Below are 26,409 nucleotides of genomic sequence, written 5' to 3' on the forward strand. Positions count from 1 at the left end.
GTGGGGCGGAATACAGGCTCGAATCGGGAAAGGAGAGCGCAGTAGCGCCTGCAACGTGACCGTCTGGCGGGGATTTCCTCGCATTCTTAGGGTGTTTACCCTGCGCGATGCATACCCGCAACGGCGCGTGCTTTTCCGGAGAGAGGTGAGATTACGGTGTCTATACCGGTCGTCCCGGCACGGTCTCGTCCAGCGCACGCCACGATGGCATTCTCCGAGGACGAAAATTCATCTGAAGATGTGCGTCAGGCGCCCCCGCGCCGCCGCACCAGGTCCGTCGAAACCGCGATTGCCCGCCGTGTCCGGCCATGTTAAAAGTCGTCGCACGCATTTGGAAATGAAATGCGCGAATCCACAGAAGTGCAGAAATGAATAGACCCCTGTTCGACCTCGACCTGCTGCGCGCGCTCGTGATGGTCGCCGATTGCGGCAGCTTCACGACCGCGTCGGCGCGCCTGCATTCGACGCAGTCGACGGTCAGCCAGAAGGTGCGCCGGCTCGAGGAAATCGCCGGGCACCGCCTGCTCGACCGCGGCACGCGCGACGTGCGGCCGACCGACGCGGGCGTGACGGTGCTCAGCTATGCGCGGCGCATGATCGCGCTGAACGACGAGATGCTGGAAGCGCTGTCGGGCGCGACGGTCGCGCTGACGATCCGGCTCGGCGTGCCCGACGATTTCGCGGCGGGCCGCACGACGCATGCGCTCGCGGCATTCAAGCGCGCGCATCCGCAGGTGAAGCTCGAAGTGACGTGCGGGCTGAGCCGCGACATCAGCGCCGCGTACGACCGCGGCGAACTCGACCTCGTGCTGATCAAGCAGCGGCGCGACAGCCGCGAGGCCGTGGTGCGCTGGCCCGAGCAGCTGCGCTGGATCGACAGCGCGAAGCATCCGTCGATCGACCTCGACCCGGTGCCGATCGTCGTCTTCCCGCCGCGCGGGCTCTATCGCGACGACATGATCAAGGCGATCGAGGAGCGCGGCCGCCGCTGGCGGATCAGCTTCACGACGTCGAGCCTGAGCGGCATCCAGGCCGCGGTCGCGGACGGGCTCGGCATCAGCGTGCTGCCGGCGCGCGTGGTGACGGACGAGCACGTCGTGCTGACCGCGAAGCAGGGTTTCGCGCCGATCGAGCACATGGACATCGCGATACTGCACCGTCCGACGGCTGACCCGATGGTCAGCGAACTGACGAAGGCGCTCGCGACGATGCTCGAGCACGAGGAGCGGTAAGCAGGCCGGCAGCGGCAACGCGAAGGCCGCCGCGACGCGCTCGCGCGCCCGACCCCGTCAGAACATCGTGTTTGCGTTCGCGGCCTGCTCGGGCACCGGCTGATTGACGTCCCAGTGCTCGACGATCTTGCCGTTCTCGAGCTTGAAGATGTCGATGATCGCGCTGCCGCGCGTGCCGGGTTCGCGCACCGCGTGCACGTGCAGGATCACGTAGTCGCCGTCGACGAACACGCGTTTGATCTCGCTGTGCGACTGCGGATATTTATCGCGCAGGAACGCGACGAACTTGCGGAAGCCGTCGCGGCCGTCGGCCGCGTTCGGGTTGTGCTGCACGTAGCGATCGCCGACATACGCGAGCGCGGCGTCCGCATCCTTGTCGTTCAACCCTTTTTCGTAGAACGCGAGCACCGTGCGCCGGTTCGCTTCCTGCCGCGCGTCCGTCGGCCCGGCCGCCACCGCCTGCGCGGCGCTCACGGCGAACAGGGCCGCCGCCATCCATCGTGCGGCCCGTGCCGCTGTCGTGCGTCGCATCGTCGTCTCCCGGGAAGTCCGGCTGAAAACCGGATCATACCGGCGCGGCACGGCGCTCGGGCCGCACTCGCGGCTTCACTCAGACCAGCGCACCGTTGCGCGCGACGATCTTCCCGGACGACACGACGAGCCGCCGCACCGGCCGCGCGACGACGGCCTCGGCGAATGTCAACGCATCGACGAGTACGACGTCCGCGCGGCAACCGGGCTGCAGCCCGTAGCCGTCGAAGCCGCACCCGCGCGCCGCGCCGTGCGTCACGCAGTCGAGCGCGACTTCGAGCGCATCGTCGCGGCGGAAATCGTTGCGCATGCCGATCAGCATCGCGCGTTCGAGCATGTCGGGCGACCCGTACGGCGTCCACGTGTCGCGCACGCCGTCGTTGCCGCCGATGACCGTCACGCCCGCCGCGCGGCATGCGGCCACCGACGGCACCGGCACCGCGGCCGGTGCGGTCGTGACGAGCCCGACGCCGAGCTCGGCCATCCGCGCGAGCAGCGCATCCCGCTCGCGTTCGGCGATATCGCCGAGACAGAAGCCGTGGCTGATCGTCACCTTGCCCTGCATCGCGTGCGTGGCCGTACGCTGCAGGATCAGGTCGAGCGAGTACGCGCCCATCGAGCCGCGCTCGTGCAGATGCAGGTCGAGCCCGCGGCCGTGGCGCGCGGCGATCGCGAACAGCACGTCCACCGCCTCGACCGGATCGCCTTCGATCGCGCACGGGTCGAGCCCGCCGAGCAGATCGGCGCCGGCAGCCAGCGCGTCGGACAGCAGCGCATCCGTGCCGGGGCGCTTGAGCACGCCCGACTGCGGAAACGCGACGATCTGGATCTCGACCTGCCCGCGCAGCGTCTCGCGCGTCGCGAGCACGCCGTGCAGATGCCGCAGCCCGGCGTCGGTATCGATATCGACGTGCGTGCGGATGCGCGTGGTGCCGGCCGCGAGGAACGCGTGCGCCAGCGCGAGCGACGCGACGCCGGCGTCGTGGCCGCTCGTCGCGCGATAGTGGCGTTCGTTCTCGATCCGGTCGACGAGGCGCGGCCCGACCTGGTTGCGATACCACGGCATGCCCCAGTGCGTCTTGTCGAGGTGCGTGTGGCCTTCGACGAGGCCGGGCAGCGCGAGCGCGAGCGCGCCGTCCTCGATCGCGCAGCCGGCAGGCGCATCGAGCGACGGGCCGATGCGCGCGATGCGATCGCCTTCGATCAGGATGTCGAGCGCGGCGTCGGCGCTCGGGCGGACGTTGCGGATCAGCAGGTTCGTCATGTCGGTTCCGGTGGGGTCGGTCAGTGCGATTAGTGCAATTGGTGCGGTCCGGTCGAAGAGGCGCGGCGCAGGTGCCGCGCCCCGGCGCGGTCAGCGCGTGACGCGCAGCGCGGGAGCGAACGGCGCGCCCGTATCGCTTTCGCCGCAGCGGAACACCCAGCGCTCGGCCGGCACGCCCGCGACGGCCGCCGCCGCATTCGGCGCACGCACCGCGACGAACGTCGCGTCGCAGCCGACCGCGATTCCATAGTTGTCCTTGCCGATTACGCGCGCACCGGCATACGTCGCCATGTCCAGCGCGATACCGAGCGCTTCGTCGGTGTAGAAGCCCGACCGGTAGCCGACCATCATCGCGCGTTGCAGCATGTCGCCGTTGCCGTACGGCCACCACGCGTCGCGGATGTTGTCGTTGCCCGCGAACACGTGCACGCCCGCGTCGCGCAGCGCCTGCACCGGCGGAAACGCGCAGTCGCCCGGCGCATTCGTCAGGATCGACACGCCGGCTTCGGCCAGGGCCGCCGCGGTGCGCTGCACATCGGCATCGCCGACCTGGCCGAGCGCGTACGCATGGCTCACGTTCACGCGGCCGCCGAGCCCGGCCGCGCGCGTGCGCGCCGCGATCCGCAGCAATTGCGCGATGCCCGTTTCGCCCGGCTCGTGCAGGTGGATGTCGATCTTCGCGCCGCGCTTTTCCGCGATGCCGAACACGATGTCGAGCTGGCCGTGCGCATCGCCGTCGAGCGTCGTCGGGTCGATCCCGCCCACCACATCCGCGCCTTCGCGCACGGCCGCATCGAGGACGTCGGCAGTGCCGGGGCACGACACGACGCCCGCCTGCGGGAACGCGACGAGTTCGATATCGACGATCCCGCGCCATTGCTCGCGCGCGGCCATCACGGCCTGCAGGTTCGACAGGCCGGTCGTCGCATCGACGTCGACGTGGCTGCGCATCGCGACCGTGCCGAACGCGGCGGCCTGCGCGATCAGCGCATTCGCACGCTCGACGATCGGCGGCGCGGCCGCGAGCTGGCGCTTTTCGACCGCTAGCCGCTCGCGCAGCGTGCCGACCGGTTCGTGCGACACCCAGCGATCGCCGACGAAGCTCTTGTCGAGGTGGATGTGACCGTCGACGAAGCCGGGCAGCACGACGCGGCCGTCGAGGTCGATCGTTTCCGCGCCGGGCGTAGCGGTGCAATCAGCGCCGATCGCGGCAAAGCGGCCGTCGCGAACGACGAGGTTGATTGGCTGGCCGCCGGCGTCGACGGCATTGATGAAGATACGTTCGGTCATGGCTCGGAATGGGGGCGGTCGCTGCGCGACGCCGGCGCGGACAGAGGAAGGCACCGCGGCCGGCAGGGCGCGACCGTTGGAAGGGACTGCGGCCACGATATCGGACGCCGCTGCCCGAGGCCAATTAAATGTCGCGATGCCGCGCATTCGATTTCGCGATGCGCGGCATGACGACGGGGCTGGATCGCGATGAAGGCCGCGGAAAAGCGGATGGCCAAACGGCATCGGGATCACCGCAACGGGCACGCCCAAAGGCCGTCTCGCACCTTCGCCGAGCGCCGCTTCCACGCCCCGCCGGACGGCGATTTACGCGGCAACAGACTTTACACGTTGTTACCCGGCCGCACCGGACGCGCTTGCGGCCATTCCTTATACTCACGCCGAGTTCGCCACCCGTCCCGGCATTCGTCGGCGAACCCGTTGCCGATGCAGGAAACACCATGATGCGCATGCCTTCCACGAAGACCGTTCTGTTCGCCTCGCTCGTCGCCGTCGCGGCGCTGCCGCTGACCGCCTGCGTCGCGCCGGGTTACTACGGCGCGCAGCCGGGTTATCCGCAGCAGCAATACGCGACGCCCGGCTACGCGCAGCCCGCGTATTCGCAACCGGGCTACGTGCAGCAGCAACAGCCGTATCCGAACCAGACGCAGCAGCCGTACGACCAGTACGGCAACCCGCAGCCGTACGGCTCGCAGCAGCCGTATGACCAGTACGGGAATCAGCAGCAATACGGCAACCAGTACGGCAACGGCTACGGCACGCAGTACGGCACGGTCTCGAACATCCAGCCGGTCAACGGCTCGGTCGGCCCGTCGGGCGTGGCCGGCACCGTCGTCGGCGCGCTGGTCGGCGGCCTGGTGGGCAACCAGTTCGGCCGCGGCCACGGCCGCGACGCGGCGACCGTGATCGGCGCGCTCGGCGGCGCGGTGGCCGGCAACCGGATCGGTCAGCAGATGGGCGCCGCGCAAGGCCCGAGCAGCTACCGGATCGACGTGCAGGTCAGCGACGGCACAATGCGCTCGTTCGACGTGCAGTCGCCGGGCAACCTGCGGCCGGGCGATCGCGTGCAGATCAACGGCAATCAGCTGTCGCGGTATTGAGTTCGATGCGGTGCGCCTGACCTGATCGGGCGCATCGTTGCGCGCCGCTTGACGTCGAGCACGGGTTCGACGCGACCGCGCGCCTGCTTCATGTCATCTTCATCCGGCGTGCCGGCCCGGCGCACATGACGCGCCGCCTCCGGCGCTCCCTCGCACGGCCCCCCTCCACCGCCCGCCCCGATAACCGCGTCACAACGCATCGGCGTCACATGCGCTCGACACCGAGCCCGACGCGCGTCGACCCCGCAGCCATCTGCAGACGCCGCGAACGCCGCTACGTCGACGGCGATGCGCGGTGCCCGCGCGACGCGATCTGAAAGGCCGCCCGTGCCCGCGCCACACGACGCCACGCGACATCCGGATTCCTATTACGATAAGGACGATGCATCCCGCGGCCGCAACGGCCCGCGCCGGCATGCACGACCTCCAACCTGAACGCCCCCGATGACGATCACGACCCGCCTGCTCGATGCGGCCGACGCCGCCCGCTTCCAGACCGTCCGCCTGCGTGCGGTCGACACCGCACCCACCTCTTTCCTGCCGACGCTCGAAGAAGAATCGCAGGTGCCCGTCGACGAATTCGCGACGCGCATCACGCCGAACCACGAGCGCGCGGTGTTCGGCGCGTTCGACGGCGATACGCTCGTCGGCATCACCGGCGTGCGCCGCGATGCGCGCGTGAAGATCGCGCACAAGGCGACGATCTGGGGCGTGTTCGTCGATCCCGCGTATCGCGGGCAGGGCATCGCGCAAACGCTGCTGGAAAACGCGACCGCGCACGCGGCGCAGGCGTGGGGCTGCAAGCAGCTGATGCTGTGCGTGAACGAGGTCAACGCCACCGCGGAGCGGCTGTATGCGTCGCAGGGGTTCGTGCGGTTCGGCACGGAACCGCGCTCGATGTTCGTCAACGGCCGCTTCTACGACGAGCACCACATGGTCAAGACGCTGGCGTAACGCGAGACGGCGGCGAACGGGCATCGTGACACGCAGCCGGGCGTGCCCCCGGGCCCGCTTCGTCCGCACCGGATCCGACGCCATGGATGTGAGCGCCCACCAACTTTCCATGCAATAAAACCGGCGTGGCCCACCCTCGCCGGTTTATGCGCAGAAACTTTTAGAAAAAATACCGACGCCTCGGCCTCGCGCCAAGCGGCCGCGCCACCGTCAACCTGCCTCCGTAATTCCGCCCCCTGTTCATCCCCCCGGCGCCCGCGCTATCGTTTCCGTACCTTCACAGCCCAGGAGCTGCCTTTGCCTTCCCGTCACGGAGTCGACCTCACCCGCGCCCGCGCGCTGTTCGATCGCGAGCGCCACGCATTCATCGAAGCCATGCCGGTCTCCCGCGCGCTGTCCGCGGAAGCGTCCGAGCACTTGCTGTTCGGCGTGCCGTTGCACTGGATGCAGGACTGGTCGACGCCGTTCTCGCTGGTCGTGAAGGAAGCGCGCGGCGCGACGTTCACCGACGTCGACGGCCACCGCTACGTGGACTTCTGCCTCGGCGACACCGGCGCGATGTTCGGCCATGCGCCCGAGCCCGTCGCGCGTGCGCTCGTCGAACAGGCCACGCGCGGCTACACGGCGATGCTGCCGAGCGAAGACGCCGCGTGGGTCGCACGCGAACTCGCGCGCCGCTTCAGGCTGCCGGTCTGGCAGTTCGCGCTGAGCGCGAGCGACGCGAACCGCTTCGTGCTGCGCTGGGCGCGCGCGGCCACCGGCCGCAACACGATCGTCGTGTTCAACGGCTGCTATCACGGCACGGTCGACGACGTGTTCGTCGATCTCGTCGACGGTCGCCCGGTGCAGCGCGACAGCCTGCTCGGGCAGTCGTACGATCTGCTCGCGAATACGCGCGTCGTCGAATTCAACGACCTGCCCGCGCTCGAAGCGGCGCTGCAAGCCGGCGACGTCGCGTGCGTGCTCGCCGAGCCCGCGATGACGAACATCGGGATGGTGCTGCCCGATCCGGGCTTCTGGGACGCCGCGCGCGGACTGACGCGCCGCTACGGCACGCTGCTCGTGATCGACGAGACGCACACGATCAGCAGCGGCCCGGGCGGCTACGCGGTCGCGCACGGTCTCGAACCGGACATGCTGGTGGTCGGCAAGCCGATCGCGGGCGGCGTGCCGTGCGCGGTGTACGGGTTCAGCGCCGAATTCGCGGAACGCGCGAAGCAGGCGAAGCTGAACGCGCCGCCCGGCCATTCGGGGATCGGCACGACGCTCACCGCGAACATGCTCGCGATGCATGCGATGCGCGCGACGCTCGCCGAAGTCGCGACCGACGCGGCCTATGCGCACATGTTCGAACTCGCCGCGCGGCTGGCGTCGGGGCTCGAACAGGCGATCGCGCAACACCGGCTGCCGTGGTGCGTGACGCGCATCGGCGCGCGCACCGAATTTCAGTTCGCGCCCGTGCCGCCGCGCAACGGAACGCTCGCCGGCGCGCAGCTCGACAGCGAACTCGAACACGTCGTGCACCTGTACCTGCTGAATCGCGGCGTGCTGATCACGCCGTTCCACAACATGATGCTCGTGTGCCCGCAGACGACGGCCGACGATGTCGACCGGCTCGTCGCGCAGTTCGGCGCGTGTCTCGGCGAGCTGGTGTGATGCGGTAACCTTCGCGGCGCGATGCGCGACCTTTGGCGTCGCGCGTGCCGCCTGACGATGAAACGGCCCGCCGCACGGCGAGCCGTTTCCCGTCACATGCGTATCGTGCGGCGCCGCGCTACGCCGCCTTCAACGCCCGCCGCGCCACTTCCGCGAAATACCGCGCGCCGACCTGCAGGATCTCGTCGTTGAAATCGTAGCCCGCGTTGTGCAGCGGCACGCCGCCGCGGCCGGCCGCTTCACCGTTGCCGATGAACATGAAATTGCCGGGCACCGCCTGCAGGAACGCGCCGAAATCCTCCGAGATCATCATCGGCTGCACGTCGGCGTTCACCGCGTCCGCGCCCGCGACCTGCGCGGCCGCCTGCACGGCCGTGTCGACCCATTCCGGCGAATTCACCGTCGGCGCGAACTCGTGCGTGTACTCGAACGCGCAGCTCGCGCCGTGCGCGCGGCAGATCCCTTCGCTGATCTCGCGCATCCGCGTGGCCAGCAGCGCCTGCACGTCGCGCGAATAGCTGCGCGTGTCGCCCTTGATCGTCACGGTCGACGGCAGCACGTTGCGCAACCCGTCGGTGATGAACTCCGTGCACGAGATCACCGCCTGCTGGCTCGGATCGAGATTGCGCGACACGATCGTCTGCAGCGCGAGCACGACCTGCGCGCCGATCACGATCGGATCGATACCCATGTGCGGACGTGCCGCATGCGTGCCGCGTCCATCGATTCGGATCACGAAGTTGTCCTCGCTCGCCATGATGCCGCCCGCACGCGTCGTGAACGTCCCCGCGCGCATGCCCGGCATGTTGTGCGCGCCGAAGATCGCGTCCACCGGAAAGCGCTCGAACAACCCGTCGGCCATCATCGCCTTCGCGCCGCGACCATGCTCTTCCGCCGGCTGGAAAATGAAGCGCACCGTGCCGTCGAAATCCTTGCGCTCGGCCAGCAGTTGCGCGGCGCCGAGCACCATCGACATGTGGCCGTCGTGCCCGCATGCATGCATCTTGCCGGGCGTGCGCGACGCGTGTTCGCGGCCCGGCGCGTGCTCGGCGATGTTCAGCGCATCCATGTCCGCGCGGATGCCGATCGCGCGCTTGCCGGTGCCGGCCGTCAGGTTCGCGACGAGCCCCGTGCCGCCGATCCCGCGATGCACGTCGAGCCCGAGCGTCGTCAGGATGTGCGCGACGTAGTCCGACGTGTTCACCTCTTCGAAACCCGTCTCCGGATACTGGTGCAGATGGCGACGCCAGGCCTTAAGTTGCCCCTGCAGCGTGCTTTCTTCGGTTGCGTCCATTGCGTCCATTGCGTTCGCCTCGTCGATCATCATGTCGTTCAGGCCGCGACCGCCACGCGGTCCAGCCATGCGCACTGCCGTGCGAGCACCGCGTCGGCCGTTTCGCCGACGCAGTCGCGGTAGACGGACGGCGCCGTCGCCCCTTCGGTGTTGATCGCCAGCACGCGCGCATGCGCATCGAGCCCGACCTGTCGCGCCAGCGCCGGATCGCGCATCAGCACATCGAGCCCCGCGATGCCGGCCGCGCCCGATTCGCCGGCGACGATCGGCACGTCGCGTTCGCTGCCGGCCGCGAGGCCGCGCATCGCGCGCACCGCGTCTGCGTCGTCGATCAGCATGAAGTCGTCGACGCACATCTCGAGGAAGTCCCACGCGAGCGGCGACGCCTCGCCGCACGCCAGCCCGGCCATCACCGAATCGACGCTGCCGCTCGCCTTCGTCGCGCGCCCCGCCAGTGCGCTCTGGTACAGGCAATCGGCCTGGCGCGGCTCGACGACGATGAAGCGCGGCCGCTGCACGCCGTCGCGCTCCCACAGATAGCTCGCGACGCCCGCGGCGAGGCCGCCCACCCCGCCCTGCAGCAGCACGTGCGTGAACGGCCGCCCGTCGTCCCGCGCCGCCTGCGCGACCGCTTCGGCGGCGATCACGCCGTAACCCTGCATCACATCGCGCGGAATCGCTTCGTAGCCGTCGTACGACGTATCCGACACGACGTACCAGCCGTTCGCCTGCGCAAGCTGCGCCGCGCAGACGACCGACTCGTCGTAATTGCCCGCGACGCGCACGATCCGCGCGCCGTACGCCGAGATCGCGCGTTCGCGCTCGGCGTCGACGTTCGCGTGCAGCACGATTACGCACCCGCAGCCGATCGCCCGCGCGGCGGCCGCCAGTGCGCGGCCGTGGTTGCCATCGGTCGCGCTGATCACCGTCAGGTCGGCCAGTTCCGCCGCGTAGCGGCCGGTGACGAGCCCTTGCGGATCGAGATCCTGCGCGCGGCGCAGCCGCTTCACGAGCCGCACCAGCGCGATCGGCGCGCCGAGCGCCTTGAAGCTGCCGAGCGGCGAGCGGCACGACTCGTCCTTTACGCTCACGCTCGCGACGCCGAGCCGCGCGGCGAGATCGGGCAGCGCGCGCAGCGGCGTGCGCGCTTGGCCGACGAGCGGCCAGTGCGACAGCCATGCGCCGCTTTCTTCGGCGGACGCGATGTTCATGACGCGGCGCAGCGCGTTCGGGTAGGCGGTGCGCGACGCACGCGGGTTGGCAATCAGCACGCGGAAAGCTCCGGATCGGGACGGCTCAGGGGCCGTCGGGTGGGTGGGGATCGGGCATGCGCGAGTTGCGCTCGCCGTCGGTTGAGAAATAATATTGCGCACGCCGGTCAACAAAATCGCCAAATCGACCGCTCAGACGCAAAAATTTCCCATTCTTTCGAGGCTTCACGCACCATCATGACGATCCCTCTCGATGCGTACGATCGCAAGCTGCTGATGGCCATCCAGCGCGACGCGCAGACGCCGCAAAGCGAACTCGGCGCGCGCGTCAACCTGTCGACCGCGGCCGTGAACCGGCGCCTGAAGCGTCTCGCGGACGAAGGCGTGATCGAGCGTTACACGGCCGTCATCGCGCCGGACAAGGTCGACCATCCGCTGACGATCGTCGTCAACGTCGAGGTCGAAAGCGAGCAGATCGACCAGCTCGACGCGATGAAGCGCAGCTTCGAGCGCTGCCCGCAGATCCAGCAGTGCTACTACGTGACGGGGGAATGGGATTTCGTGCTGATCCTCGCCGTGCGCAACATGGATCAGTACAACGCGCTCACGCGCGAGCTGCTCTTCGCGAACAACAACGTGAAGCGGTTCAAGACGCTGGTGAGCATGAGCCGCGTGAAGGTCGGGCTCGAGGTGCCGGTCGAACCGGGCGAGTAAGTGAGCGGTTGCACACATGGGGCAGCCGGCATGCAGGACGCACGCCGGCCGCCTCCCATCGACGGCTACGTCAGCGGCAACTGAAGCTCGCCGCCGAATTCACGTCGCCGGAGCCGTTGTAGCGGGCCACCTGCGGATACGGGCACAGCGGCCGCGTACGCCCCGCCCCCCACGACGCGGGCACGTCCGCATTCGGCACCGCATTCGTCGCATCGCGCGCGGCGGCCACCACCGCCCCCGGCGCCTGCCCCTGCTCGACCCACGCGACGAGCGGCGTCAGCAGGTCGAACTGGTCGGCCGCCGGCCCGCCCGCGCAGTGGTTCATCCCCGGTACCGGATAGAAGCGCGCGAAATCCGACGCATCGCCGCCGTTCGCCTGCGCGACCCGCCCATACCAGTCGCGCGTGTCGTCGAATGAGAACACCGGGTCGCCCGTGCCGTGATAGACGAGCAGCTTCGCGCCGCGCGACTTCAGCGCGGACAGGTTCGTCTCGTCGGGCGGCGTCATGAACGACCACGCGGATTGCGTGTACACGCCGCTCGTCGCGAAAATGGCCGGCGCATCGTTGTCCATGTCGAAACCGAGCGCGAAGCCGGGCACGTTCGCGAGCACCGCCGCGGTTTTCGGCGGCGACATGAACGTGAACGCCATCGCGACCGGATCGAGCGCGATCGAATTCGACTGCTTCCACGCGGCCCAGCCGCTGCCGGCGATGCCCGGATCGTACGGAAAGCCCGCGTAGAGCGCCGTGCCCGCGCTGTTGCGTGCGCCCGTGAACACGTTTTCCAGTGCGCTCTTCTGCGCTGGCGTCAGGCACGCGCCCGTGCGCGCGCCGTTCGCGCAGGTCGGGATGTCGGCATCGACGCTGAAGTGCGCCTGGCACGCGGCGACGTCCTGCACCATCCCGTCGGCCGCGCCGTCGAGCGCATCGCATTTCTCGAGGATCTTCGCGCCGACGAACTGCCGCTCCGCATCGGTGAAGCCGCTGCGGATATCCGGCAGCCCGTTCGATCCGGTCGCCGACGCGATCTTCGCGAACTGCTGCGCGCCGTACATCTCGCCGACCGCCGCCTTCGGCAGATGAAAGCCCGGATCGCCCGCGATGATCCCGTCGTAGTCGGCCGGGTTGCGCACCGCCGTGACCATCGCGTGACGGCCGCCGTTCGAGCAGCCGCCGAAATAGCTGCGGTCGGGCGCCTTGCCGTACGCGAGCCGGATCACCTGCTTGGCCATCGGCGTGAGCGTGTCGACCGCGCCGTAGCCGTAGTCGATCCGAGCCTGCGGATCGAGGCCGAACAGCGGGTTCTGCGCGGCGCTGTGCCCCGAATCCGAGCTGATCACCGCGAAGCCCTGGTTCAGCGCATCGGTCAGCGGCCCGCCGCCGCCGATCTCGCCGGTCGCGGTCACGACGTTGCCGTCGAGCCCGCCGTTCGCCTGGTAGAAGAATCGGCCGTTCCACGCTTTCGGCAAGCGCATTTCGAAGCCGATCGCGTAGGTCTTGCCGTCCACCGCGCTCACGCGCTCGTTCATCTTCCCGTCGATCACGCAATGCTCGGCGATCGGTTTGCCGGCTACCGTGAGCGCGCCGGCGGCCGCGGTCGTCACCGACGTGAACGACGTGTTCGCATACGCGAGCTTCGCGGCAAGCGCGTCGCACGTCTGCGCCATCGCGGCCGGTGTCGCGGCGCTCAGGTGCGTCGGCGCGGAATTCACGGAATCGTCGCCGCCGCAACCGGCGAGCATCGCGGCGGCGGACAGCGGCGCGATACAGAGGAATGCAGATTTCCTGTTCAAGTTAACTCCCGTTCGGTTCGTCACGCCGGTGAATCAGAACATGTGCCGCACGCCGACCATCGCGCCAAGCTGCCCCATCCCTTCGCCGGGCGTCGTGCCGGGCCCGCCGCCGCTGACCGCGTAACGCGCATGCGCGCTGTTCCACAGATACGACGACTGCGCATAGACGGCCGTGCGCTTGGTCAGCAGATAGGTCGCGCGCAGCGTGGCCATCGTCGCGCGCGTGTCGTGCGCGCTGTTGACGATCCGGTAGCCTTCGCCGTCGACGATGAAGTCCGGCTTCACCGCATACGACGCGCCGACGAAGAACAGGTCCGAATGCGCACCGGCCGCGGCCGGCGAACCGGTCGACACGCGCCGGCCGATCCAGCCCGCGCCGATCTTCGCGCCGGCCGCCTGCGCATACGCGCTCACGTGCGTGCGCGCGTCCTTGCCGCCGCTGCTCGTGAACGGGACGGGCGCCGCGCCATCGAAGAAATTCGCGGCCGCGCCGGTGCCGCCGCGCTGCTCCTCGTACGACGCCGCCGCACCGAAATACGCGCTGTCGTACTTGAGCATCACCGACCAGTTGCGGCATTGCACCGCGTCGCCGGGCACCTGCCCCGCGCACGTGCCCTGCCCCGGCGAATTGCCGGTGCCCGCGCCGTCGCGGCCGAACGAATACGCGGCGCCGAGCGTCACGCCGCGATACGTGCCGAGGTAGGTCACCGCGTTGTCCGCGCGACCGTTCGGCACGTATGCGTCGAACGAGCCGAGCCCGTAGATGTCGGGGCCGATGATGTCCGCGCCCTGCAGCGCGAGATAGGTCATCGTGTACTGGCGGCCGAACGCGAGCGTGCCGAAGCCGCCCTTCAGCCCGACGAACGCCTGCCGCCCGAACAGCCGGCCGCCCTGGCCGAGATCGCCGCCGCGCACGTTGAAGCCGCTTTCGAGCGTGAACACCGCCTGGTAGCCGCCGCCGAGATCCTCGGTGCCGCGCAGCCCCCAGCGCGACGGCAGTTCGCCCGTCACGCCCGGCATGCGCACCACGTGGTCGCCCGCCGCATTCGCGTGCGACACGAATTCGACGCCCGTGTCGATGATCCCGTACAGCGTCACGCTCGACTGCGCGTGCGCGCCCGGGGCGGCGAGCGCGCAGCACGCGCCGGCGGCCAGCAGGCCGTTCCTTGTCTTCGTTTTCATTGCGTTGCGTCTCCAGACCTTGGTGAGTGGCGCGCTCTGACGGCGCGCATTGAAAAAAACGAAACCTCAGTCGCCGGCTTGCGGGCGGCGAATCAGCAGCAGCGCGGCGACGGCCGCGACCAGCGTGACGGGAATGCTCGCGCCGATCACCATCGGCGCGCTGCGCCCGGCGGCCAGCAGCGTCGCGGCCGCGAGCGGCCCGACGACGGAGCCGAGCCGGCCGACGGCCACCGCGGAGCCGACGCCGGTACCGCGCATCGCGGTCGGGTAGTACATCGCGGCAAGCGCATACAGCACCGACTGGCCGCCGACGACGAACATCCCCGCCGCGAATGCCGCGACGGACAGCCAGACGAGCCCCGGCGCGACCGCCAGCGCGGCAAGCGACAGCACGATCCCCGCATACATCCCGACGACGACCCGCGACGTCTTCATCCGGTCCATCGCCATGCCGATGCCGAGCACGCCGAGGCCGCTGCCGATGTTGAAGAAGATCTGCACGATCCCGGCCTGGCTGCGCGCGAGCCCCTTCGCCGCCATCAGCGACGGCAGCCAGTTGAGCAGGAAATACAGCACGATCAGCGTGCAGAAGTAGCTGAGCCACAGCGCGAGCGTGGTGCCCGTGCGTGCGCCGCCGAACAGCGTGTGGACGACGCCCGGACGTGCGGAGCCCGACGCGCTGACGTCGAGGAACGCGCGCGATTCCGGCAGCAGGGCGAGCAGCAGCGGCGCGAGCAGCAGCGGCCCGACGCCGCCGACGTAGAAGATGTGCCGCCATTCGGTATCGCCGGCCAGCAGCACGCCGATCAGCGCCGCGATCATCCCGCCGAACGGAATGCCGCAGTACATCACCGCCACCGCGCTGCCGCGCGAGCGTGCGTCGACGGATTCGGACGACAGCGCGATCAGGTTCGGCATCGCACCGCCGAGCCCGAGGCCGGTCAGCGCGCGCACCACGACCAGCATCGCGAAGCTCGACACCTGCGCGGTCGCAATCGACAGCAGCCCGAACAGGCAGACCGACGCGATCAGCACCCGCTTGCGGCCGACCCGGTCGGCGAGCCAGCCGCCGAGCATCGCGCCCGGCAGCAGCCCGAAGGTGCCTGCGCTGAACGCGATGCCCATCTGCGACACGGACAGCCCGAATTCGCGCGCCATCCGCGGCGCGGCGACGCCGACCGACTGCAGGTCGAGCCCTTCGAGAAGTGCGATCGCGAAACACAGCGCGAGCGTGGTCGCGACCGTGGGTTTTTCCGCAACGTAAGTGTTCATGCTGTCTCCAGATCCGATGTCTTGTCTTGTAGTCGGTCGGCCTTGCAACGACCGCCGCGCGCCGCCGCCGGTCAGTAGCGGACGAGCGCGCGAGCAGTCTCATGAACGGCCGCCGTTATCAGGCAGCCTGATTCATTGGCCGCAAAAATGCCGGCCGGTCGTTATGCGTGCGTTACGCGTAAATCACGTCGGGATCGCGCCGCGCCGGGTCGTACATCGCGTCGATCGTCGCCGCGCGATGCCGCTGCACGGCCGCCTGGTTCAGCGAACCCTTGTCGGTCACTTCGCCGAGGTCGAGCGACGGCGGCGTGTCGATCAGCCGGATGCGCGCGACGAACGTTGAACCGCCGCTCGCGTGGCGGTTCAGCGCGGCAAGCCAGCCCGCGAACGCCGCGCGCACGGCCGGCGCGCGCAGCACGTCGGTCACCGACGCATCGGCGGCAAGCCCCGCCAACGCGCGGCACGCGTCGATGCGCGGAAACACCAGCAGCCCGATGTCGTCGCGATTGATCCCGGTGACGACCACGTCCTGCACGTACGGTGCGCCGCTCGACACCGCGTTCGCGCGCAACGGCCCGACGCTGACGAAGGTGCCGCTGCTCAGCTTGAAATCCTCGGTCAGCCGCCCGTCGAACAGCAGCCCGAGTTCCGGCCGCTCCGGGTCGGCAAAGACGCCCGCGTCGCCGCTGCGGTAATACCCTTCGTCGTCGAACACGTCGCGCGGATCGACGTCCGCGTGCCAGTAGCCGCGCATCACGTTCGGCCCCTTGAAGCGCAGTTCGTGCTTGCCGCCGCACGGCACGAGCTTCGCGTCGCAGCCGGGCGCGGGCAACCCGATATAGCCGGCGCGCATCAGCGGCCCGGTCGTGAACAGGCACGACGGCGACGCCTCCGTCATCCCGAGGCCGGCCATGATCCGGATACGCTCGCCGCAATGCGCTTCGGTCACGCGGTCGAGCCGGTCCCACGCGGCTTGCGACAGCCCCGCGCCGCCGAAGAAATACAGCTTCACGCGCGAGAAGAACGTGTCGCGCAGCACGGCATCGCGTTCGAGCGCGGCCGTCAGTTCTTCCCAGCCTTTCGGCACGTTGAAGTAGATCGTCGGCGAGATCTCGCGCAGGTTGCGCACGGTTTCGTCGAAGCGGCCGGGCATCGGACGGCCATCGTCGATATACAGCGTGCCGCCGTTGTACAGCGCGATGCCGAGGTTGTGACTGCCGCCGAACGTGTGATTCCACGGCAGCCAGTCGACCAGCACCGGCGGTTCGCGCGTGAGTTCCGGCATCGTCTGGCGCAGCATCTGCTGGTTGCTGCACAGCATCCGGTGCGTGGTCGGCACGGCCTTCGGCTGCTTCGTCGAGCCGGACGTGAACAGGATCTTTGCGAGATGATCGGGGCCGACCGCCGCGTGGATCGCGTCGATCGTGCGCGGAACGGTGGCGAGCAGGCGCGACAGCGGCACCGCGCGGCCGTCGGCATCGGCATCGCTTGCGACGATCAGCGCCGCGTCGGCCGGCAGCGTCGCGTCGAGCGCACGCGCAAACGGCGCGCGTTCGGCGACGAACACGGCACCCGGCCGCAGCACGCCGAGCGTGTGGCGCAGCTTGCCGTAGTCGGTCGACACGAGCGAATACGCGGGCGAGATCGGCGAGTACGGCACGCCGGCCAGCATCGCCGCGAACATCAGTTGCAGATGCTCGAGATCGTTGCCGGACAGCACCGCGAGCGGACGCTCGGCCGACAGCCCGAGATCGACGAGACCCTGGCCGAGCGCGCGCGCGCGTTCGAGCATCTGCGCGTACGTGATTTCGACCCAGCGGCCGTCGGCGCCGCGCCGCGCGGCCAGCACGCGATCGGGATGCGCTTGCGCCCCGCGCACGAGGCAGTCGGTCACGCGCGCCGGGTAGTCGCCGAGCGGTTCGCGCGAGCGCAGGTACCACGCGCCGTTTTCCGCGCGACGAATCTCGGCCGCGCCTACCGCGACGGCCGCCGCGCGATAGCGCACGCCGCCCGTGTCGTTCGCCGGCCCGCCTGTGAGCGTCGCATCGTTCATCGTCGGTTCGCTCATATCGGGTAGTGCCGCGGCGTGGTCTGCACGGTGATCCAGCGCAGCTCGGTGAATTCGGCGATCGACGCACGGCTGCCGAAGCGGCCGTAGCCGCTCGCCTTCGTGCCGCCGAACGGCATCTGCGCTTCGTCGTGCACGGTCGGCCCGTTGATGTGGCAGATCCCCGATTCGATCCGGCGCGCGACCGCCATCGCCCGCGCAATGTCGCGGCTGAACACGCTCGCCGACAGCCCGAACTCGCTGTCGTTCGCGAGCGCGACCGCTTCGTCGTCGCTGTCCGCGCGCAGGATCGCGACGACCGGCGCGAACGATTCCTCGCGATACAGCCGCATGTCGCGCGTCACGCCATCGACGATCGCCGGCTGCATCGTCGCGCCTTCGACGCGACAGCCGAGCGGCAGTTGCGCGCCATGCGCACGTGCGTCCTCGACGAGCGACGCCGCGCGCGCGGCTGCCGCCGCATCGACCATCGTGCCGAGCGGATGGCCGGCCAGCGGATCGCCCGCGACCAGCGTGCGCGCCTTCGCGGCGACGCGTTCGACGAGCGCATCGGCAATCGGCCGCGCGGCGATCACGCGCTCGGTCGACATGCAGATCTGCCCCTGGTTGAAGAACGCGCCGAACGCGATCGCGTCGACGGCAGCGTCGAGATCGGCATCGTCCAGCACGAGCACGGGCGCCTTGCCGCCGAGTTCGAGCAGCACCGGTTTCAGGTGAGCCGCCGCGTGGCGCGCGATGATGCGCCCGACGTGCGTCGACCCGGTGAAGTTGATGCGCTTCACGTGCGGATGGGCGATCAGCCGCTCGACGAGTGCGGGCGCGTCGGCGGCCGCGTGCGTGATCACGTTGACCACGCCCGCGCCGAGCCCCGCTTCGTCCAGCACCGCGCCGATCAGCGCATGCACGCCGGGGCACGCCTCGGACGCCTTCAGCACGACCGTGTTGCCGCACGCGAGCGGCATGGCCAGCGCACGCGTGCCGAGGATCACCGGCGCGTTCCACGGCGCGATGCCGAGCACGACGCCGCACGGCACGCGCATCGCGAGCGCGAGATTGCCCGGCACGTCGGACGGGATCACGTCGCCGGCGATCTGCGTCGTCATCGATGCGGCCTCGCGCAGCATGTTCGCGGCGAGCGTCACGTTGAAGCCGATCCAGCCGGGCGTCGCGCCGGTTTCGGCCACGCCGGCCGCGACGAACGCGTCGATGCGCGCGTCCATCAGGTCGGCCGCCTTCAGCAGCAGCCGGCGGCGCTCGGTCGGCGCGAGCGCCGACCATGCGGGAAACGCGCGGTGCGCGGCGTCGATCGCCGCGTCGGCGTCGTCGGGGCCGGCGGCCGGCGCGCGCGACGCGAGCGCGCCGGTCGCCGGATTGAGCCGGTCGAAGGTGCGCCCGTCGCGGGCCGCGCACCACTCGCCGGCGATCAGCATCCGTCTGTCGGTCATGTTGTCTCCTGCCATGCGATGTCTTATCCGGTTGCGTCAGCGCTTGTAGGCTTGCAGGCCCGGCTTGATCGTCTTGTCGTCGAGGAACTGCTTCAGCCCCTGCTCGCGGCCCCGCTCCGGATCGCGCAGCTGCGCCTGGTCGAGCTTTGCGTACAGGTAATCCTCGCACTGCTCCCACGTGAGTTCGCGCGAGCGCTTGAAGCCGTGCTTCGCCGCGCGCAGCACGACCGGGTTCTTGTCCATCAGCCGCGCGGCGAGCGCGATCGTCGCGTCGCGCAGCCCGGCGAGCGGCACGCTGCTGTTCACGAGGCCCATCTCGGCGGCTTCCACGCCGGTGAACGTGTCGCCGGTCATGATGTAGTGCAGCGCGCGGCGGTGCCCGACCGTGTCCGCCATCGCCTTGCTGACGAGGTTGCCCGGCGGGATGCCCCAGTTGATCTCCGACAGCCCGAACACCGCTTCGTCGGCCGCGATCGCGAGATCGCACGCGACGAGCGGCGAGAACCCGCCGCCGAAGCACCAGCCGTTCACCATCGCGATCGTCGGCTTGTTGTACATCCGCAGGCGGCGCCACTGCCATTCCGATGCGTCGCGGCGCACTTTTTCCTGCAGCGCGTCGGAGCCGCCGTCGATCTCGCGGAAGTATTCCTTCAGGTCCATGCCGGCCGTCCACGCGGCGCCCGCGCCGGTGAGGACGAGCACCTTCGCCTCGTCGTCGAACTCGACCGCGTCGAGGACCTGCAGCATCTCCTGGTTGAGCGTCGGGCTCATCGCATTGCGCTTGTCCGGGCGGTTCAGCGTGACCCACGCGATGCCGGCCTCCACCTTCAGTTCAACGGTCTGCCAGCGGTTGTCGTACTTGCTCATATCGTTTCCTGTCGTTCGTTCCTGTGCGATTCGGTGCGCAGCATTCCTGCTGCGGACGGCTTCATTTAATATCAGGCTACCTGATATTGCAAGCGGCATGAGCGCCGGTGTAAACCCGGATCGGAAAGCGGCGGAAACGACGGAATCGGGGAACGGTCAGGCGACCGGCCACGCGAACGCGGGCCGCGCGGGCCCGCGCGATGAAAGGTCCGGAACGGGTCAGCCGCGCAGGTTGCGCGAGAACAATTCGAGCGCGCGCTGCACGTCCGCGACGGCGTCGGCGGAGATGTCGCCGAGCATGCGCGTCTCGAGCGGGCGCAGGACGGCTTCGCATTCACGCAGCATCGCGGCGCCCTCGTCGGTCAGCGTCAGCAGGATGATGCGGCCGTGCGACGGGTCGGCTTCGCGCGTGACGAAACCGCGGGCGGCCATCACGCTCATCACTTCGTTCGCCGATTGCGGCGTGATCCACGAGCGCTCGGCCAGTTGCGCGTTCGACGACGCGCCGCGCGCCTCGAGCACCGACAGCGCCGTGTATTGCGCGAGCGTGATGCCGAGCGGAGCGAGCGCGTCGGTCATGTGGCGGCGCAGCAGGCGGTCCAGACCGCCGATCACGTAGGTCAGGCGCTGCTGCACGCGCGCCTTCGGCTTGTCGCCTGCGGCGCGGGGCGCGGGCTTCGTGGTGGGCTTCGCGGAGGGCTTCGCCGGGGTCTTCGCGGGTGCCTTTGGACTCGCGGATTTGGTCGGTGCGGAACTCATGGTGCGGGCGGGATGGAATTGCGGGCCATCTTACCAGCACGTCAGGCGGCGAACGGGGGTTCCCGGAACGCAAACGCGCCGCTGCGCGCTCACGCACGCGCGACGGATTGCCGGCCCGGCCGCGACGCCCGCTGCGTCAGCGGCTTCCCATGAACGGCATCCCGTGCGCGATCAGCCACGCGGCTTACCCGCGAACCGCGCGGTCGGCAGCCCCGCGTGCCGCGTCTGCGCGACGAACACGCCGCCCGCATGCGGGTCGCCGGCGAGCGCATCGTCGCTCAACCCCACGCGGGCACTCGTCACGTACAGCCGGCCTTCGCCGTCGAGCGCCGTGCAGCTCGGCTGCGCGGTGGGCACCGCGATGCGTTCCGTCTCGACGCCGTCCGGGCCGTAGCGCACGACCCGCCGTCCACCCCACTGCGCATTCCACAGCCCGCCGTCGCGATCCATCGTCGAGCCGTCCGGGTCGCCGTCCGCATCGGTCAGCCGTGCGAACGACCGTATGTTGGCGACACCGGCGCGGCTGTAATCGCACACGAAGATTTCGCGCACGAGCGAGTCGCAGAAAGTCATCTTCGCGCCGTCCGGCGAAAACGCGATGCTGTTCGCGATCGCCGCCGGCGGCAACGCGAGCCGCTCCAGCGTGAGGTCGGCATCGAGCCGGTAGAAGCCGCCGACCGCTTGCGGCGGCTCGCTGCCCTCGTCCTTCATCCCGAACACGAATGCGCCGAACGGATCGCAGCGCCCGTCGTTCAGCCGCGTCGGCCGCTCGGGCTCGACGTCGACGATCCGCGTGAACGCGCCGCTGCGCAGGTCGAAGAACGCAAGATGCGTCGCGAGCCCGACGAGCAGCACGTCCGGATCGCCGGTCAGCGCGAAGCACGCGAGCCGTTCGGGCATCGTCCACGGCGTCAGGTCGGAGCCGTCCGCGCGGCAGCGCCACAGTTGCGCGCCTTCGATGTCCACCCAGTACAGCGCGTGCGTCCTGTCGCACCACGTCACGCCTTCGCCGAGCGTGTTGCGGCTGTCGGCCAGCAGCGTCGCCGCGGCGGCCGGATGAGTCTGTTGCATGCCGTCTCCCGATATCTGATCTGTCGCGTTCGCGGGCAGCCGCGCGTTCGTCAGATCTTCATCGCGCGACGCTGGTTGCGACGATACTGGTCGAACAGCACCGCGAGCAACAGAATTCCGCCGCGTATCAGATATTGGTAAAAGGTCGGCACGTTCAGCAGGCTCATCGCGTCCTGGACGGAGCCCATGATCAGCACGCCGACCAGCACGCCGGAGATCGTCGCGACGCCGCCCGTCAGCGACACGCCGCCGAGCACGCACGCGGAGATCACGCCGAGCTCGAGGCCGACCGACGTCTTCGGATCGCCGAGGCTCATCCGCGACGCGAGCATCACGCCGGCAAAACCCGTCACGAGCCCCTGCAGCACGAACACGGTGATCTTGATGCGCATCACCGGCAGCCCCGCGAGCAGCGCGGCCTCGCCGTTGCCGCCGACGGCCAGCACGTTCTTGCCGAACACCGTCTTGCGCAGCAGGAAGCCGAACACGACGAAGCCGACGATGTTGCTCCAGATCGGATACGAGATGCCGAGGAACGACCCGCCGCCGAGATCGAAGAAGCGTTCCTCGGAGATCATCACCGCGTCGCCGTTCGACGTGATGAACGCGAGCCCGCGCACGACTTCCATCATCGCGAGCGTGACGATCAGCGAATTGATCCGCCAGCGCGCGATCAGCACGCCGTTGACGAGCCCGACCGCGCCGCCGGCGAGCACGCCGCCCGCGATGCCGAGCACGACGCTGTGCGTCGCGGTGATCAGCGTCGACGCCACCACGCCCGAGAACGCGACGATCGACGCGACCGACAGGTCGACTTCACCGAGCGCGAGCACGAACATCATCGTCACCGCGATCGAACCGATCAGCGTGACCGACAGCAGCAGGCCCTGGATGTTGCGCGACGTGAGGAAGTCCGGCACCGTCAGCGACAGCGTCGCGAACAGCACGAGAAACACCATCACGATGCCGGAGCGGTTGATCAGCTGCCACACGCCGCCGCGCGCGCGTGCGGGCACGGCGGCGGCATCGGGGGACGGGGAAGTGCGTTGGGGTTGCATTGCCTGGCTCATTTCGTTTGCATCCGGTTGATCGTTGCGGGGCGCTAGCGCGGCAGCGCGAGTTTGATCAGCGCGTCGGGCGTCGCGTGCGCCTTCGCGACCTCGCCCGCGATCCGCCCTTCCTTCATCACGATGATCCGGTCCGACACGCCGATCACTTCGGCGAGATCGCTCGACACGAGGATCACCGTTCGGCCCGCTTCCGCGAGTTCGTAGAACAGGTTGTAGATTTCCGCGCGCGCGCCGACGTCGATGCCGCGCGTGGGCTCGTCCATCAGGAACACGTCGATGCGCTCGGCCAGCCAGCGCGCGAGCACGACCTTCTGCTGGTTGCCGCCGGACAGCGCGCCGATCGGCGTGTCGCCGTCGCGGGTCTTGATCGCGAGCCGTTCGATATAGCGTTGCGCGAGTTCGCGCTCGCGCCGCCCGTCGAGCAGCATGCGCGCCGGGCTGAAGTGGCGGCGCGCGCTGATGTTCAGGTTGTCGGCCACCGACGCGATCGCGACGATGCCTTCCTGTTTGCGGTCCTCCGGGCACAGCGCGAGGCCCGCGCGCACCGCGTCGCGCGGGCTGCCGAATGCCACCCGCTTGCCGTTCAGCTCGACGTGCCCGGCGCTCGGGCGCGCGGCGCCGTACAGCAGCTTCATCAGTTCCGAGCGGCCCGCGCCGACGAGCCCGAAGAAGCCGACGATTTCGCCGCGCCGCGCATTGAACGACACGGGCTCGGACAACCCGGGCCCCGCCAGCCCTTTCGCCTCGATCAGCACGTCACCGGGCGTGCGCGGCCGGTAGCCGTACACGTCCTCGATCGAGCGGCCGACCATGCAGCCGATCAGCCGGTCGCGGTCGAGATCGGCGACGGCGTCGAACGTGTCGATGCGACGGCCGTCGCGGAACACGGTCACGCGGTCGCACAATTCGTACACTTCTTCCATCCGGTGCGTGACGTAGATGATCGCGCGGCCTTCCGCGCGCAGCGCGCGGATAATCCGGAACAGCTGCGTGGTCTCGCGCGCCGACAGCGAACTCGTCGGCTCGTCGAACGCGATCACGCGCGCGTCGCGCATCAGCGCCTTGCCGATCTCGATCATCTGGCGCTGGCCGATCGACAGATACTTCACCGGAATGCCCGGATCGATGTGCTCGCCGAGCCGCTCCAGCGCATCGAGCGCACGCGCGGCGAGCGCGCGTTCGTCGACCACGCCGAGCCGGCTCGGCAGTTGCCCGAGCATCAGGTTTTCCGCGACCGTCAGCTCGGGCACCAGATGCAGCTCCTGGTAGATGATCGCGATGCCGGCCTCGAGCGCCGCGCGCGTCGACGCGAAGCGCTGCACGGTGCCGTTCAGCGTCAGCGTGCCGGCCTGCGGCTGGTTCACGCCGGACAGCACCTTCAGCAGCGTCGATTTGCCCGCGCCGTTCTCGCCCATCAGGCCATGCACTTCGCCCGCGCGCACCGACAGCGACACGGCGTCGAGCGCGCGCACGCCCGGGAACGTCACCGTGATGCCGTCGAGCGCGAGCAGCGGGCCGTCGGGCGGCGCTGCCGCGGCGCCGGCTTGCGCCGCGTGGTCGTTGCCCGGCGCGGCCATCGTCGTCTGCATCGTCATCGCGTTCTCGCCTCGCGCCGCTCAGATGCCGAGTTCGGCGCGCACGGCCTGCCAGTTCGCGCGCGTCATCAGCTTGCCGCTCGTCTGCGTGTCGGCCGGCGGCGTCTTGCCGTTGCGGATCCAGTCGACGAGATTCTGCGTGCTGTCCTTGCCGTGGTTCGTCGAGCTGACCGCGATCGTCCCGTAGAAGCCGGTCGGCTCCTTCTTCTGGAATTCGGCGAACGCTTCGCCCGCGCCGTTGATGCCGACGCCGATCACGTCGGCCGCCGGAATGTGCAGCTGCTCGGTCGCGCGCACCGCGCCGAGCACGGTTTCCTCGTTCAGCGCGTAGACCACCCACTTCTTCACGTTCGGATGGCGCGCGAGCACGGGCGCAGCCGCGCTGAAGCCGCCTTCGTCGTCGGTCGTCTTCTGCGGCGCGTCGAAGATGTTCTCCTTGCGGAAGCCGTTCGCGAGCAGCGCCTGCGTCGCGCCGTCGGTGCGCAGCTTCGCGGTCGGCAGTTCGTAGTTCGTGATCCGCAGCGCGCCGACTTCTTCAGGCTTCCAGCCGCGCCGCTTCATCTCGTCGGCGATCGCCTGCCCGACCTGGTTGCCGATCTTGGTCGCCGACATCCCGAGGTGCGGCACGTTCGGCAGCGGCTTGCCGGTCGAATCGACGAGCTGGTCGTCGACCGTCACGAACTTCATGTTGTAGCGCTTCGCGCGTGCGGCGATCGCCGGGCCGAGGCGCACGTCCGGCGCGCAGATCACGAAGCCCTGCGCGCCCTGCGAGCCGAGGTTGTCGATCGCGGCCAGCACCTTCTCGCCGTCGGGCGTGCCGATCTTCACGACCGAGAAATTCTCCTTCTGGCCGAGCGCGGACGCCGCGTTCTGCTCGTTGATGAACCATGCCTGCTCGGGCATCTTCACCAGGAAGCCGATCTTCAGCGGCGCGTCGGCGCGCGCGGCGCCCTGCATGCCGAGCGGTGCGATGCAAAGCGCGGCCAGCAGCGCGCGCAGGGTGTGTCGGCGAATCGTGCGGTTCATGGGTGTCTCCTTGTATTGGCTTGGGTCTTCAACTTGCGTCGTGCCGGGTCGCGCTCGCGGTGGCGCGCGCCGGCGCGTTTTCAGCGGCCGAACGCGTCGGTCCCGACGCGCCGCCCGAACAGGAACGCGTCGGCGACGAGCCGCAACGGCCGTACGTCGACGTCGCTTTCGCCACGCGCGATCAACGCGTGGAAATGCGCATACAGCGCCGGATACTCGCGTTCGGGCCCGATCTCGACCGGCTCGCCCGCGATCGCCAGTTGCGCGCCGCCGCGGCTGATCGCGAGCACGCCGTCGGCCGTGTCGACCGCGATCTCCCACTGCTCGACGGGGCCGTGCCGCCAGTCGAATTCCGCGCGCACCGGCACGCCGTCCGTATCGGCACAATCGAGGTCGGCCGCGATCGGCATCTGCGCGTCGCTCGGCACGTAGAGCGTCGCCTCCCGCAATACCAGTTCGCGCGGCAGGATCCGCGTGACGATCGACAGCGCGTTGATGCCCGGATCGAACACGCCCAGGCCGCCCGGCTCCCAGATCCACTGCTGCCCCGGATGCCAGCGCCGCACGTCCTCCTTCCAGCGCACCTGCACCGCGCGGATCGTGCGGGTCGCGAGCCACGCGCGCGCGGGTTCGACCGCGCTCGCGCAGCGCGAATGCCAGGTCGCGAACAGCGTGAGGCCGCGCTCGCGCGCCAGCGCCTCCAGCGCGGCCACTTCGCCGAGCGTCGCGCCCGGCGGCTTTTCGAGCATCACGTGCTTGCCGGCTTCGAGCGCGGCGCGCGCCTGCGCATAGCGCACCTGCGGCGGCGCGCACAGCGACACGGCGTCGAGTTCGGGCTCGGCGGCCAGCAGCGCGCGCAGGTCCGGATAGTTGCGCACGCCGTTGACTTCCGCGTGCCGGCTCGCGCACGCGGTCAGCGCGAAGCCCGGTTCGGCGGCAATCGCCGGCAGATGCTGGTCGCGCGCGATCTTGCCGATCCCGACGACCCCCAGCGAAATCGGATCACTCATCGT

Annotated in this window: 22 protein-coding genes; 5 read left to right on the forward strand and 17 right to left on the reverse strand. The window is 69.5% G+C overall.

Going from position 1 to position 26,409, the window contains the following annotated elements; all coding sequences use genetic code 11:
• Window positions 1-368 precede the first annotated feature (368 nt).
• On the forward strand, window positions 369-1,232 hold the full coding sequence (locus WJ16_RS32290) for a LysR family transcriptional regulator (protein ID WP_069260989.1): 864 nt from the start codon (window positions 369-371) through the stop codon (window positions 1,230-1,232).
• Window positions 1,233-1,289: 57 nt separating this feature from the next.
• On the opposite strand, the gene WJ16_RS32295 is transcribed toward WJ16_RS32290, so the two are convergent.
• The 3 genes from WJ16_RS32295 to WJ16_RS32305 all read right to left on the reverse strand — a co-directional run bounded on the left by WJ16_RS32295 (window position 1,290) and on the right by WJ16_RS32305 (window position 4,317).
• The gene (locus tag WJ16_RS32295; protein WP_069260990.1) at window positions 1,290-1,763 is read right to left on the reverse strand and encodes a nuclear transport factor 2 family protein; all 474 of its coding nucleotides are present in this window, start codon (window positions 1,761-1,763) and stop codon (window positions 1,290-1,292) included.
• A gap of 79 nt (window positions 1,764-1,842) precedes the next feature.
• Window positions 1,843-3,027, reverse strand: coding sequence for an amidohydrolase family protein (locus WJ16_RS32300; protein WP_069260991.1), 1,185 nt, complete (start codon window positions 3,025-3,027; stop codon window positions 1,843-1,845).
• Between the two features lie 90 nt (window positions 3,028-3,117).
• The gene (locus tag WJ16_RS32305; protein ID WP_069260992.1) at window positions 3,118-4,317 is read right to left on the reverse strand and encodes an amidohydrolase family protein; all 1,200 of its coding nucleotides are present in this window, start codon (window positions 4,315-4,317) and stop codon (window positions 3,118-3,120) included.
• Between the two features lie 440 nt (window positions 4,318-4,757).
• Here WJ16_RS32305 and WJ16_RS32310 point away from each other — a divergent pair, with 440 nt between their 5' ends.
• The 3 genes from WJ16_RS32310 (at window position 4,758) to WJ16_RS32320 (ending at window position 8,027) form a co-directional block, all read left to right on the forward strand.
• The gene (locus WJ16_RS32310) at window positions 4,758-5,417 is read left to right on the forward strand and encodes an outer membrane lipoprotein (protein ID WP_069260993.1); all 660 of its coding nucleotides are present in this window, start codon (window positions 4,758-4,760) and stop codon (window positions 5,415-5,417) included.
• A gap of 444 nt (window positions 5,418-5,861) precedes the next feature.
• The gene (locus WJ16_RS32315) at window positions 5,862-6,371 is read left to right on the forward strand and encodes a GNAT family N-acetyltransferase (RefSeq protein ID WP_069260994.1); all 510 of its coding nucleotides are present in this window, start codon (window positions 5,862-5,864) and stop codon (window positions 6,369-6,371) included.
• 297 nt (window positions 6,372-6,668) lie between these two features.
• A complete protein-coding gene (locus tag WJ16_RS32320; RefSeq protein WP_069260995.1) occupies window positions 6,669-8,027 on the forward strand; it encodes an aspartate aminotransferase family protein in 1,359 nt (452 codons plus the stop codon).
• Between the two features lie 118 nt (window positions 8,028-8,145).
• On the opposite strand, the gene WJ16_RS32325 is transcribed toward WJ16_RS32320, so the two are convergent.
• Together WJ16_RS32325 and WJ16_RS32330 are read right to left on the reverse strand one after the other, a co-directional pair.
• Entirely contained in the window at window positions 8,146-9,330 is a 1,185-nt protein-coding gene (locus WJ16_RS32325; protein WP_069261259.1) for a M20 aminoacylase family protein, read from the reverse strand.
• Window positions 9,331-9,359: 29 nt separating this feature from the next.
• Window positions 9,360-10,592 (reverse strand): diaminopropionate ammonia-lyase, encoded by a 1,233-nt coding sequence (locus WJ16_RS32330; protein WP_069260996.1) that lies wholly within the window; start codon window positions 10,590-10,592, stop codon window positions 9,360-9,362.
• A gap of 177 nt (window positions 10,593-10,769) precedes the next feature.
• Here WJ16_RS32330 and WJ16_RS32335 point away from each other — a divergent pair, with 177 nt between their 5' ends.
• A complete protein-coding gene (locus WJ16_RS32335) occupies window positions 10,770-11,246 on the forward strand; it encodes an Lrp/AsnC family transcriptional regulator (RefSeq protein ID WP_069260997.1) in 477 nt (158 codons plus the stop codon).
• Window positions 11,247-11,316: 70 nt separating this feature from the next.
• On the opposite strand, the gene WJ16_RS32340 is transcribed toward WJ16_RS32335, so the two are convergent.
• From WJ16_RS32340 to WJ16_RS32395, 12 genes are all read right to left on the reverse strand, one after another.
• Window positions 11,317-13,041: a tannase/feruloyl esterase family alpha/beta hydrolase gene (locus tag WJ16_RS32340; protein ID WP_069260998.1), complete on the reverse strand. Its 1,725-nt coding sequence runs from the start codon at window positions 13,039-13,041 to the stop codon at window positions 11,317-11,319.
• Between the two features lie 33 nt (window positions 13,042-13,074).
• Window positions 13,075-14,223 carry a porin gene (locus tag WJ16_RS32345; RefSeq protein WP_069260999.1) on the reverse strand — a complete coding sequence of 383 codons (1,149 nt, stop codon included), beginning with the start codon at window positions 14,221-14,223 and terminating at the stop codon, window positions 13,075-13,077.
• A 66-nt stretch (window positions 14,224-14,289) separates the two neighbouring features.
• Window positions 14,290-15,495: a 3-(3-hydroxy-phenyl)propionate transporter MhpT gene (gene mhpT / locus WJ16_RS32350; protein ID WP_069261000.1), complete on the reverse strand. Its 1,206-nt coding sequence runs from the start codon at window positions 15,493-15,495 to the stop codon at window positions 14,290-14,292.
• 172 nt (window positions 15,496-15,667) lie between these two features.
• Window positions 15,668-17,563, reverse strand: coding sequence for a feruloyl-CoA synthase (locus WJ16_RS32355; RefSeq protein ID WP_069261001.1), 1,896 nt, complete (start codon window positions 17,561-17,563; stop codon window positions 15,668-15,670).
• A complete protein-coding gene (locus tag WJ16_RS32360; protein ID WP_069261002.1) occupies window positions 17,560-19,008 on the reverse strand; it encodes an aldehyde dehydrogenase in 1,449 nt (482 codons plus the stop codon). Before WJ16_RS32360 ends, WJ16_RS32355 begins: the two co-directional genes overlap by 4 nt.
• Window positions 19,009-19,044: 36 nt before the next feature.
• The gene (locus WJ16_RS32365) at window positions 19,045-19,875 is read right to left on the reverse strand and encodes a p-hydroxycinnamoyl CoA hydratase/lyase (protein WP_069261003.1); all 831 of its coding nucleotides are present in this window, start codon (window positions 19,873-19,875) and stop codon (window positions 19,045-19,047) included.
• A 219-nt stretch (window positions 19,876-20,094) separates the two neighbouring features.
• Complete coding sequence (locus tag WJ16_RS32370; RefSeq protein WP_069261004.1) at window positions 20,095-20,634, reverse strand: MarR family winged helix-turn-helix transcriptional regulator; 540 nt, start codon at window positions 20,632-20,634, stop codon at window positions 20,095-20,097.
• A gap of 171 nt (window positions 20,635-20,805) precedes the next feature.
• Complete coding sequence (locus WJ16_RS32375; RefSeq protein ID WP_069261005.1) at window positions 20,806-21,705, reverse strand: SMP-30/gluconolactonase/LRE family protein; 900 nt, start codon at window positions 21,703-21,705, stop codon at window positions 20,806-20,808.
• Window positions 21,706-21,755: 50 nt separating this feature from the next.
• Window positions 21,756-22,775 carry an L-arabinose ABC transporter permease AraH gene (gene araH / locus WJ16_RS32380; protein ID WP_069261006.1) on the reverse strand — a complete coding sequence of 340 codons (1,020 nt, stop codon included), beginning with the start codon at window positions 22,773-22,775 and terminating at the stop codon, window positions 21,756-21,758.
• Between the two features lie 32 nt (window positions 22,776-22,807).
• Window positions 22,808-24,370, reverse strand: coding sequence for an L-arabinose ABC transporter ATP-binding protein AraG (araG, locus tag WJ16_RS32385; RefSeq protein WP_069261007.1), 1,563 nt, complete (start codon window positions 24,368-24,370; stop codon window positions 22,808-22,810).
• A 21-nt stretch (window positions 24,371-24,391) separates the two neighbouring features.
• Complete coding sequence (locus tag WJ16_RS32390; protein WP_069261008.1) at window positions 24,392-25,396, reverse strand: arabinose ABC transporter substrate-binding protein; 1,005 nt, start codon at window positions 25,394-25,396, stop codon at window positions 24,392-24,394.
• An 80-nt stretch (window positions 25,397-25,476) separates the two neighbouring features.
• A complete protein-coding gene (locus tag WJ16_RS32395) occupies window positions 25,477-26,406 on the reverse strand; it encodes a Gfo/Idh/MocA family protein (RefSeq protein WP_069261009.1) in 930 nt (309 codons plus the stop codon).
• Window positions 26,407-26,409 lie beyond the last annotated feature (3 nt).

It is taken from the genome of Burkholderia metallica, assembly GCF_001718555.1.
In the GTDB taxonomy this organism is placed as follows: Bacteria; Pseudomonadota; Gammaproteobacteria; order Burkholderiales; family Burkholderiaceae; genus Burkholderia; species Burkholderia metallica.

Bases quoted from the DNA above. Each gene is read 5' to 3' on its own strand.
- WJ16_RS32290 (WP_069260989.1), top strand. From the start codon at position 369: ATGAATAGACCCCTGTTCGACCTCGACCTGCTGCGCGCGCTCGTGATG.
- WJ16_RS32295 (WP_069260990.1), bottom strand. From the start codon at position 1,763: ATGCGACGCACGACAGCGGCACGGGCCGCACGATGGATGGCGGCGGCC.
- WJ16_RS32300 (WP_069260991.1), bottom strand. From the start codon at position 3,027: ATGACGAACCTGCTGATCCGCAACGTCCGCCCGAGCGCCGACGCCGCG.
- WJ16_RS32305 (WP_069260992.1), bottom strand. From the start codon at position 4,317: ATGACCGAACGTATCTTCATCAATGCCGTCGACGCCGGCGGCCAGCCA.
- WJ16_RS32310 (WP_069260993.1), top strand. From the start codon at position 4,758: ATGATGCGCATGCCTTCCACGAAGACCGTTCTGTTCGCCTCGCTCGTC.
- WJ16_RS32315 (WP_069260994.1), top strand. From the start codon at position 5,862: ATGACGATCACGACCCGCCTGCTCGATGCGGCCGACGCCGCCCGCTTC.
- WJ16_RS32325 (WP_069261259.1), bottom strand. From the start codon at position 9,330: ATGGACGCAATGGACGCAACCGAAGAAAGCACGCTGCAGGGGCAACTT.
- WJ16_RS32335 (WP_069260997.1), top strand. From the start codon at position 10,770: ATGACGATCCCTCTCGATGCGTACGATCGCAAGCTGCTGATGGCCATC.
- WJ16_RS32345 (WP_069260999.1), bottom strand. From the start codon at position 14,223: ATGAAAACGAAGACAAGGAACGGCCTGCTGGCCGCCGGCGCGTGCTGC.
- mhpT (WP_069261000.1), bottom strand. From the start codon at position 15,495: ATGAACACTTACGTTGCGGAAAAACCCACGGTCGCGACCACGCTCGCG.
- WJ16_RS32355 (WP_069261001.1), bottom strand. From the start codon at position 17,563: ATGAGCGAACCGACGATGAACGATGCGACGCTCACAGGCGGGCCGGCG.
- WJ16_RS32360 (WP_069261002.1), bottom strand. From the start codon at position 19,008: ATGACCGACAGACGGATGCTGATCGCCGGCGAGTGGTGCGCGGCCCGC.
- WJ16_RS32365 (WP_069261003.1), bottom strand. From the start codon at position 19,875: ATGAGCAAGTACGACAACCGCTGGCAGACCGTTGAACTGAAGGTGGAG.
- WJ16_RS32370 (WP_069261004.1), bottom strand. From the start codon at position 20,634: ATGAGTTCCGCACCGACCAAATCCGCGAGTCCAAAGGCACCCGCGAAG.
- WJ16_RS32375 (WP_069261005.1), bottom strand. From the start codon at position 21,705: ATGCAACAGACTCATCCGGCCGCCGCGGCGACGCTGCTGGCCGACAGC.
- araH (WP_069261006.1), bottom strand. From the start codon at position 22,775: ATGAGCCAGGCAATGCAACCCCAACGCACTTCCCCGTCCCCCGATGCC.
- araG (WP_069261007.1), bottom strand. From the start codon at position 24,370: ATGACGATGCAGACGACGATGGCCGCGCCGGGCAACGACCACGCGGCG.
- WJ16_RS32390 (WP_069261008.1), bottom strand. From the start codon at position 25,396: ATGAACCGCACGATTCGCCGACACACCCTGCGCGCGCTGCTGGCCGCG.
- WJ16_RS32395 (WP_069261009.1), bottom strand. From the start codon at position 26,406: ATGAGTGATCCGATTTCGCTGGGGGTCGTCGGGATCGGCAAGATCGCG.